This window comes from Rhodoluna sp., from assembly GCF_044232805.1.
Taxonomy (GTDB): domain Bacteria; phylum Actinomycetota; class Actinomycetes; order Actinomycetales; family Microbacteriaceae; genus Rhodoluna.
In genome coordinates this window covers 1-7,928 of record NZ_JBIILG010000046.1, presented here as the reverse complement: position 1 = coordinate 7,928, position 7,928 = coordinate 1, and the positions used below count along the sequence as shown (strand labels likewise).

General features: G+C 48.7%; 11 protein-coding genes and 1 tRNA gene. 7 read left to right on the top strand and 5 right to left on the bottom strand.

All coding sequences use genetic code 11. The annotated features are described in order from the left end of the window. Together AC9UES_RS05855 and AC9UES_RS05850 are read left to right on the top strand one after the other, a co-directional pair. The coding region (locus AC9UES_RS05855) for a hypothetical protein (protein WP_509527560.1) at nucleotides 1–291 on the top strand (291 nt) is incomplete at its 5' end. Then, the gene (locus tag AC9UES_RS05850; RefSeq protein ID WP_509527557.1) at nucleotides 292–1,761 is read left to right on the top strand and encodes a sensor histidine kinase; all 1,470 of its coding nucleotides are present in this window, start codon (nucleotides 292–294) and stop codon (nucleotides 1,759–1,761) included. Here the strand turns inward: AC9UES_RS05850 and AC9UES_RS05845 are convergent. Further along, nucleotides 1,758–2,006, bottom strand: a complete 249-nt coding sequence (locus tag AC9UES_RS05845) for a WhiB family transcriptional regulator (protein WP_509523653.1) — start codon at nucleotides 2,004–2,006, stop codon at nucleotides 1,758–1,760. The genes AC9UES_RS05850 and AC9UES_RS05845 overlap by 4 nt on opposite strands. Nucleotides 2,007–2,182: 176 nt before the next feature. Here AC9UES_RS05845 and AC9UES_RS05840 point away from each other — a divergent pair, with 176 nt between their 5' ends. Then, nucleotides 2,183–2,596 (top strand): hypothetical protein, encoded by a 414-nt coding sequence (locus tag AC9UES_RS05840; protein ID WP_509527555.1) that lies wholly within the window; start codon nucleotides 2,183–2,185, stop codon nucleotides 2,594–2,596. On the opposite strand, the gene bcp is transcribed toward AC9UES_RS05840, so the two are convergent. Beyond that, nucleotides 2,593–3,066 carry a thioredoxin-dependent thiol peroxidase gene (gene bcp / locus AC9UES_RS05835; protein WP_509527553.1) on the bottom strand — a complete coding sequence of 158 codons (474 nt, stop codon included), beginning with the start codon at nucleotides 3,064–3,066 and terminating at the stop codon, nucleotides 2,593–2,595. The genes AC9UES_RS05840 and bcp overlap by 4 nt on opposite strands. 88 nt (nucleotides 3,067–3,154) lie before the next feature. Here bcp and AC9UES_RS05830 point away from each other — a divergent pair, with 88 nt between their 5' ends. Then, nucleotides 3,155–3,997, top strand: coding sequence for a UbiA family prenyltransferase (locus AC9UES_RS05830; protein WP_509527551.1), 843 nt, complete (start codon nucleotides 3,155–3,157; stop codon nucleotides 3,995–3,997). Beyond that, a complete protein-coding gene (locus tag AC9UES_RS05825) occupies nucleotides 3,994–5,475 on the top strand; it encodes a phytoene desaturase family protein (RefSeq protein WP_509527549.1) in 1,482 nt (493 codons plus the stop codon). Before AC9UES_RS05830 ends, AC9UES_RS05825 begins: the two co-directional genes overlap by 4 nt. Here AC9UES_RS05825 and AC9UES_RS05820 read toward each other — a convergent pair. Continuing rightward, nucleotides 5,455–5,742 (bottom strand): DUF1905 domain-containing protein, encoded by a 288-nt coding sequence (locus AC9UES_RS05820; protein ID WP_509527546.1) that lies wholly within the window; start codon nucleotides 5,740–5,742, stop codon nucleotides 5,455–5,457. The two genes, AC9UES_RS05825 and AC9UES_RS05820, sit on opposite strands and share 21 nt — an antisense overlap. After that, nucleotides 5,742–6,428, bottom strand: coding sequence for a hypothetical protein (locus AC9UES_RS05815; protein WP_509527543.1), 687 nt, complete (start codon nucleotides 6,426–6,428; stop codon nucleotides 5,742–5,744). Before AC9UES_RS05815 ends, AC9UES_RS05820 begins: the two co-directional genes overlap by 1 nt. 144 nt (nucleotides 6,429–6,572) lie before the next feature. Between AC9UES_RS05815 and AC9UES_RS05810 the strand changes: the two genes are divergently transcribed. Beyond that, nucleotides 6,573–6,645, top strand: a tRNA-Lys gene (locus AC9UES_RS05810). Nucleotides 6,646–6,786: 141 nt separating this feature from the next. On the opposite strand, the gene AC9UES_RS05805 is transcribed toward AC9UES_RS05810, so the two are convergent. Continuing rightward, nucleotides 6,787–7,182 (bottom strand): VOC family protein, encoded by a 396-nt coding sequence (locus AC9UES_RS05805; RefSeq protein WP_509527540.1) that lies wholly within the window; start codon nucleotides 7,180–7,182, stop codon nucleotides 6,787–6,789. Between the two features lie 165 nt (nucleotides 7,183–7,347). On the opposite strand from AC9UES_RS05805, the gene AC9UES_RS05800 reads away from it, so the two are divergent. Continuing rightward, nucleotides 7,348–7,674, top strand: a complete 327-nt coding sequence (locus AC9UES_RS05800) for a DMT family transporter (protein WP_509527537.1) — start codon at nucleotides 7,348–7,350, stop codon at nucleotides 7,672–7,674. Nucleotides 7,675–7,928: the final 254 nt, after the last annotated feature.

Sequence of the window (7,928 nt, the reverse complement as noted above, 5' to 3'; positions counted from 1 at the left end):
CAATGCCTGTTGTCACTAACCGAGCAACCAAAGTTGATAGTAAATCGACTTAGAAACTCGGTTATTTCGCAGGCCAAGTCCGAGATCAAGACCACCCTTGCCGGTCTTGGTGCAATCGAGGCAGCGGCATTTTTGCCTGATGACCCAGTTCATCTTGATCAGGCGACAAGGCTCGGAATGTTAGGTGGTGGGCGCTCAGGTGGCTTTCGCTCCGCCGTTGGTATCTTTACCAAGGTTGCAATCCTGGATAGGCCAGGCGCCCTCGATGCGCGGGTGGCTAAACTCGGTTAGGTGTCTACACTTTCTCAACTGATAAGCGATTACGGTGTCCCGAATAAGGCGAACATCGAATGGCTCACTAGGTTGCAGTCGGAGTGGCAATTGGTTGCCGACCTATTGTTTGCAGACCTGGTGCTCTGGGTCCCAACCAAGGACGGCAGCTTCGTTGCCGCCGGTCACGCCAGACCTTCGAGTGCGGCAACGGTTTTCTATCGCGACATCAGTGGTGAACCCATTCGCAAAGAGTGGCTGGCAACAGTAAAGCAAGCCTTCGAGACCGCTCAGATTGTCGAGCAAAAAAGCTCCGATACCGTAGCTGGCTTACCCACAAGATTTAGCGCCATTCCCGTACAAAAAGAAACTCTTCTGGAAGCAGACAACACTGGCCCAATTGCGGTTATCACCCGGCATACCAATCTTTCTGAAAGTAGAACCCCAAATAAGATTCAGCTAAATTACGTCAGCTGCGGCAAAGAACTACTTCAGATGATCACCGAAGGAACCTTCCCCGATTACTCTTCCCCTACGGGGCGAAGACGCGGTGCGCCAAGAGCTAACGATGGCTTACTAAGACTCGATGTTGATGGCAACGTTAGCTTTGCTAGCCCCAACGGGCTTTCGGCTTTTAGCCGCCTAGGTATTGAAGGTGAAATTGAAGGAAAGTCTCTTGCAGAGGTAGCCACCAAGATTGTCAAAGCGCAATCCACCGTCGATGAGTCCTTACCTTTAGTTCTTACCGGCAAAGCTCCCTGGCGTGCAGATCTGGAATCAAAAGATGTAACGCTATCGGTTCGAGCTATTCCGCTTATGAAATCTGGTGCTCGAACCGGAGCAATAGTTCTCTGTCGCGAAATTACGGAACTCAGGCGCCAAGAGCAGCAGCTACTTACCAAAGACGCCACCATTCGTGAAATTCACCACCGTGTGAAAAACAATCTACAAACCGTTGCCAGCTTGATGCGCATTCAAATGCGCAGAACCACCAGCGACGAAGCTAAAGAAGCACTGGAACAAGCAATCCGCCGAGTTTCAGCTATTGCCCTGGTACACAACACACTGGCCGAAGGATTCTCCGACGAAGTGAACTTCGACGAGGTATTTGAATCAAGCATGCGTCTTGTGGGGGAGCTAGCTACCGATTCATCGAGAGAGATCAAGCTTCGAATTGAGGGCAAGTTCGGCCAGTTGGATAGCGCGCTTGCCACACCATTAGCTGTTGCCCTGACCGAAGTTGTTACCAATGCCGCAAGTCACGGACTGGGTGAGCACGGCGGAAGCATACTTATTACTCCTAGGCAAACTGCCAAGCAGCTAACCATTGAGGTCGAAGATAACGGGGTTGGATTTGAAAAAGATGCCATCGGCAAAGGCCTTGGAACTCAGATAATAAAGACCCTAATAGAGGGTGAATTGCGGGGGAAGATTAGTTGGTTTTCACCGAAAGATGGCGGCACGAAGGTCGCTATCAGCATTCCGATTTAGCTGGCGCGACGAGCCCTGGCGTACTTTCGCTTTAGAGACTTACGCTCGTCTTCACTCAGGCCACCCCATACCCCGGTGTCCTGGTTTTCCTTGATTGCATACTCGAGACATTCGGCTGTCACGGTGCACTGGCGGCAAACTGCCTTAGCCTGCTCGATTTGATCTACCGCAGGACCCGTGTTTCCAACTGGAAAAAACAGTTCAGGGTCTTCATTGAGGCATCGAGACTGGTTTAGCCACTGCATATCCATGCGAATAATCCTTTATCAGTTGGCCCCCATAGCCAAGACGGGCAATACAAACTCTCACTTAGGTTGGTGAGGTCGAAAATTGTGATTTACGCTTATGTGCGTAACTCGTGTTCTGTATCTAATCGTTCCATACTGGTAGCGGTTTGTAAATACCCAACTTTGGAGCCCAAATGACACCTTTTCGCAAGGCCCCAGCCTTGGTCCAAATTGTCCTAGTTTTGCTAGTAGCCGAAGCCCTTGTTTTAGCGGCCGTTTTTTTCACACTACTTTTTGAATTATTCTCGGGACAATTTCAGAGCATCTATTCAGAAGTGTTTTTGTTGGTGCTAGCAGCAGCTGCGACGGTCTGGGTATTGACTTTTTCTAGAGGACTATTGAACAAAAAGCGATGGGCAAGAAGTGCAGCATTCTTTTGGCAATTACTTCAAGCAGTTGTCGGAGCTGGTGCAATCGCAGAAACCGGAACCAGTCGCTTATTTGGGGCTGCATTAGTTCTAGTTTCTGGAATAGTAGTTCTTCTGTTGTTTAACTCTCAGGTGGTTGCAGCCACCAACGAGGAAACTGACGGGGATCTAACGAACTAAATATCCAGCTGCTTGCGAAGGCTATCGACGTGACCGGTGGCCTTGACGTTGTATAGAGCAAGCTCTAGCTTTCCTTGCTCATCCACCGCAAAAGTTGATCGCAGCACACCCTCGTAGGTCCTGCCATACATGCTCTTGGTGCCATAGGCGCCATACTTTTTGTGAACAGTTAGCTCAGGATCAGCCAGCAGAGCGAACTTGAGTTTGTGAGCTTTCTGGAACTTCTGCATCTTTTCGACGCTGTCTGGGGAGACTCCAAGCACCTCGTAGCCAGCTTTGTTTAGAGCCTTTAGGTTCTCATTAAAGTCTTCTGCTTCCTTGGTGCAACCTGGTGTCAGTGCAGCTGGAAAGAAGTAAACAATGACCTTTTTGCCCTTGAACGAGGAGAGTTTTACCTTGGTTCCGTCGTGATTCACGAGTGTGAAATCGGGAGCCTTGTTGCCAACTTCAAGCCTCTTTGCCTCAGCCATTTATCCTCCAGTGGGGTGAATTCGGGGTGTTAATAAAGTCTAAACCACACCCAAATTGGTTGTGGTGGCCAGCGATTATGCTTGAAGAATGTTGCTGCGGTTGATTCAAATCTCTCGTCCAGTGCTTTGGATCAACACCATAGGCACCTCGGTTATTGCTATGTGGCTTGGCGGGGACCTGTGGCGCTGGGACATCATTCCTTTCCTTATTTGGGTCACTTTCCCTTTCAATCTGTTGATCTATGGCATAAACGACATCTTCGATCAGGAAACCGACAATATAAATGCCCGCAAGGGCGGCATGGAAGGTGCCAAAATCAGCCCCCGTGAAGTGGTGCCAATCTTTGTAGCAGTAGCACTAACCAACATCCCGTTCTTGATCTACTTTGCCTTCACGGTGCCACCGGCTGCCATGGCCTGGATATTGGCCTATGGACTCTTTTTCTACTTCTATTCATCACCGCCATTTAGGTTCAAGGCCAGACCTGTTTGGGACTCGGTTAGCAATACCGATTACGCCTTCCCGTTAGTTTTCATTCCATTGGCTTTTGGTCACGAGCCACAGTGGTTTGCAGCCATTGGTCTCATGGTCTGGTCCATGGCCAAACACACCTTTGATGCTGTGCAAGATATTCCCCAAGATAGCTTCGTTGGCATCAAGACAACCGCTGTTTGGCTTGGCACCAAAGGAAGCGCTTACTGGGTAGGTTTCTGGTGGCTAATCTCCACTGTCTTGTTTGCTCTTGTAAACATTCCAGTAGCAGTAGTCAACGCAGTTATCGCCGGCTACTTGACTGTTGCCATCTTTAGAAAACCAGTTCCTGAAACTGGTCGAAAGCTATATCGGCTTTCGATCGCCTTCCCATACATTGCAGGAGCGGTAGCCGGAGTTCAGCTTGTTTCTGCCATGGTCTTAGGTCTTTACCCTTGAGCCAGAAATCTATTGTTGTAATCGGCGCTGGCATCAGCGGCCTGGCAACAGCCGCCCTGCTTGCAAAAGCCGGACACAAGGTAAAAGTCATCGAAGGCTCCGACTGGATTGGTGGCAAGTCAAAGCGAATCATTGTTGATGGCCAACGCATGGACACCGGCCCAGCTCTTGTTACCTTTCCAGGTGTTTGGAAAGAGTTTCTTCGTAGATACGACAACCTCGGAGATACCTCTATAAAAGCAAGCCAAATCGCCCCAATAGAGTTCGAACCACTATCCGAGGTTGGCGAATACTTCTATAAAGGCGATAAGTGCTTGCTTCCGGTTGAGCCAGGCAACAAATGGCACGAGAGCTGGAACCGCTTCGAAGCCATTCACGGCAAGCTCGATAAAGAGATCACGACTCTTTTGACCAATACCTCTATGAGCCCAAAGGCCGTGCCGGCTGTTAGCAAGCTTGTTTCCAACTACGGGCTGAGACTCACAACCAAAAGCTACCTAGATGGTTTGAAATGGTTACCGGAAGGCCTCAAAGAAGTCATTTCAATCCACACATTGAACGCCGGTGTTGCCCCAGAAAGTACCTTGGCACTATTTGCAACAATGCCCGCCGTGATGGCAACCCAGCAGGTGCTTGTTCCAGTTGGTGGCGTGAACGAAATTCCTCTTACTTTGGAAAAGTTAGCCCGTCACGCAGAGGTTGAGATAAGACTCAATGAAAAAGTAATTTCAATCTCCAAAGGTAAGGTCACAACTACCCAAGGCTCTTATTCGGCAGATCTAGTAATCTCCAGCCTGGATGCCAAGGTGACGGATCGATCGCTTGGCAAGAAAACACAAGAGCAAAACCGCAAGATGTCTTGCTCTGGGGTAGCGATCTATGCGGTTTTGGAGCAAGACCTACCACAAGGCACTAAGACCCACTCGGTGATCATGCCTGATGACCCAGCGGCGCTGCATAAATCTCTTGGAAACAAAGAGCTGCCAGAGCAGTCCATGGTGTTTGTCAATTACTACAAGGCAGGGCACATCTACCCAAACAAGAAATCCACAGTAGCCGTCTTGATTACAGCTCCCGCCGATGGCAAGCACTATGACATCAACAGTGACTTCGCTAAGCGTGAGCTGGAGCGAGTAAGCAAAGTGATGGGATTACCCAAGAACATCAAAGAGTATTTTGGTGAATTCCAGATTCTAGATCCAGAGTACTTCTCTGGTTGGGGTGCAACTGGGGGAGCGCTCTACGGAGAGGCTAGAAAGATTTGGCAGTCTGGGCCACTCCACCAGCCCAAACATTCATCATTTCTTCGTCCATGGCTCTGGCGGGTTGGAGCATCAACTCACCCAGGCGGAGGGATACCTGCCGTGCTTGGTGGAACACTTATTGCTACCGATAAGCTACTAAAACGAATAGGAAATCAGGATGAAAATGACAGTGATTCGTCGCTAATTCCGCTACTAGCTACCAACGCTGATTGACACAGTAACCTCAGCTCCGACCTCTAGGTTTTCTGCAAACCGGACTGCATTCTTGATGGGCAAGTAGTAGAGACCATCCTTCGGAATAAAAGCCGTTGAGAACTCAGTCTTTCCGATCTTCCCAAGCACTGGAATCACACCCCAGCCATAAGTTAGCTGGGCTGCCATAGCCTTAATCTTCTTGCTTGGCACATCAGGGACTGGAACGAAGTAAAAAGGTGACGGTCCGCGCCACTCGATTATGGCGCCTTTGAACTTAGTAACCACTAGCTCTTTGGAAAACTCATGACGGCGGCGTTTAGTATGGCAATCAAATAGACCCCACTAACTACCCAAGGTCCAATTCCTTCGGAAATGCTGGAAACTGGCACTCGCTTGGACATGTGAAATACGTTTATGGCTAGATGCGGTGCAAAGACAACCCAAGCCAGAGCCATCGCAATTGGCATGGCACCAAGTGCTGGTATCGAGAAAACCGGAATGGTGATTACTAGCACAAGCCAAGACGAGGCAATGTAAAAGTCGTTAGCAGTTCTTAGTTTTAGCTTCCAAGGAGCCCCATAGGTTTTATAAGCAACGCCCGCGTGGAATGCAATCCAGACAAAAGAAACCAGGAAAAACACCCTCGGTACAATGTCTAGCGCCATAAGTCCGCCCGTCTGACCATGCTCCATGTGATAGGCGTAGTGCACAAAGATATATCCGAAGGCCATCGGCCAAGCCAGCAATCGATTTAGATTGATCAGCGCAGTTGGCTTGCCCTTGATCCCAAGACCCACCAGCAACGAAAGCAATATCGCACCCAGTATTCCCAACACCACCACTTCTTCAGTGAGATTGGTATGTGAGGAGGCTGGCTCGCCTAAAGAGTATCCCCAACCTCCAAATGCTATGGCTAGTGCGACTAGAGCAACAGTAAGAATGGTGTTTTGGTTGGATTTGAGTGTCTTCATGAATTAAGTATAAGTCTCTCCTGAAGCCCAGATTTTCTTGAAGACCCTACGCTGCTACCTGCCCCGACCCACACCTTCGCTAAGTTTTGAACCATTTAGCGCAAGTGGTATTGTTTAGAACTGTTGCCAGTTAGGCAGCAAAAAGCACCTCTAGCTCAATCGGCAGAGCAACTGACTCTTAATCAGTGGGTTCCGGGTTCAAGTCCCGGGGGGTGCACTGAAAATCCAGCTACTTCTCACGAGAGCTGGATTTTCTTATGTTTTGGGCCTTCCCACCTAGAGATCAAGTCTCCAATTTCAGTAATGACCTACTGATACTGAATCAGTTGTCCTATCGGGGGAAGAAGTTTTGAAGGAATTACAAATTCTTGTAGACAGCCTCTATTTGCCAACCATCTGGGTCAGTGAGATAAGCAGCGTAGTAGCCTGGTCCGAAATCTGACCAGATTTTTGGCTCTCCCTTGCTTGTGCCACCCATCGCAATGCCTTGCTTGTGCCATTCGTCAACAGCTTCCTTGCTGGGGGCTGTAAACGCCAAATGAAAACCAGGCCCTGGCGACAACTCAGTTGAGAAACGCTCTTTTATTGTGAACTTATCCTCATTGACTTCATTTCCATACCCGATTGCCTGGTGCTTCTCACCTGGACGTAAATCCTCGAATGCTCGTATGTAGCCCAAGGGCTTCAGAATCGCATCGTAAAAGATACTGGAGGCTTCGATCTCCGAAACTCCGATGCTAATGTGGTGAATCATTCTCCTAGGATACTGCAGGCACAAAGTGGATAAATGTCAGACCATCTCACTGATACGGAATCAGTTGCCCTCTAAAGTAGCGAGATTTCAGGATTGCGTTGCAGGGACTTTGTATTGAAACCAAAATATTGCACAATAATCATACAAATTTAGAGGAGGAACATAATGGCTTATCTGGCAGTCCTTATCGCTGGATTATTTGAAATTGGCTTTGCAACATTCTTGAAGTTCTCAAATGGATTCAGTAAATTGTGGCCCAGCATAGGGTTTGCAGTTTGTGCCTGGCTTAGCTTCTACTTACTTAGCTGGTCCTTGAAGACTCTTCCAGTTGGAACGGCTTACGCAATCTGGACAGGCATCGGAGCAGCTGGAACTGCGATTCTTGGAATATTGGCATTCAATGATCCAGTGACTTTTGGTCGAATTCTAGCTATCGCACTAATCGTTGGTGGCGTCATTCTTCTCAGCGTGACTTCGGCCAGCCACGCTTGATAAAAGAAATCGTTGGAGAAGTCACCAGGCAGCGAATGATTCAATCTGCCCAGAAGATTTTGGTGAACGAAGGGTTTGACCTAGGAAATGTCAGACTCACTGAGTAATATATAAGTAAGAAATACTGATTTTCGGCAGACATGACTCTTAATCAGTGGGTTCCGGGTTCAAGTCCCGGGGGGTGCACTGAAAATCCAGCTACTTCTCACGAGAGCTGGATTTTCTCATTAACTGGAGTTTTTCTGTTCATACGG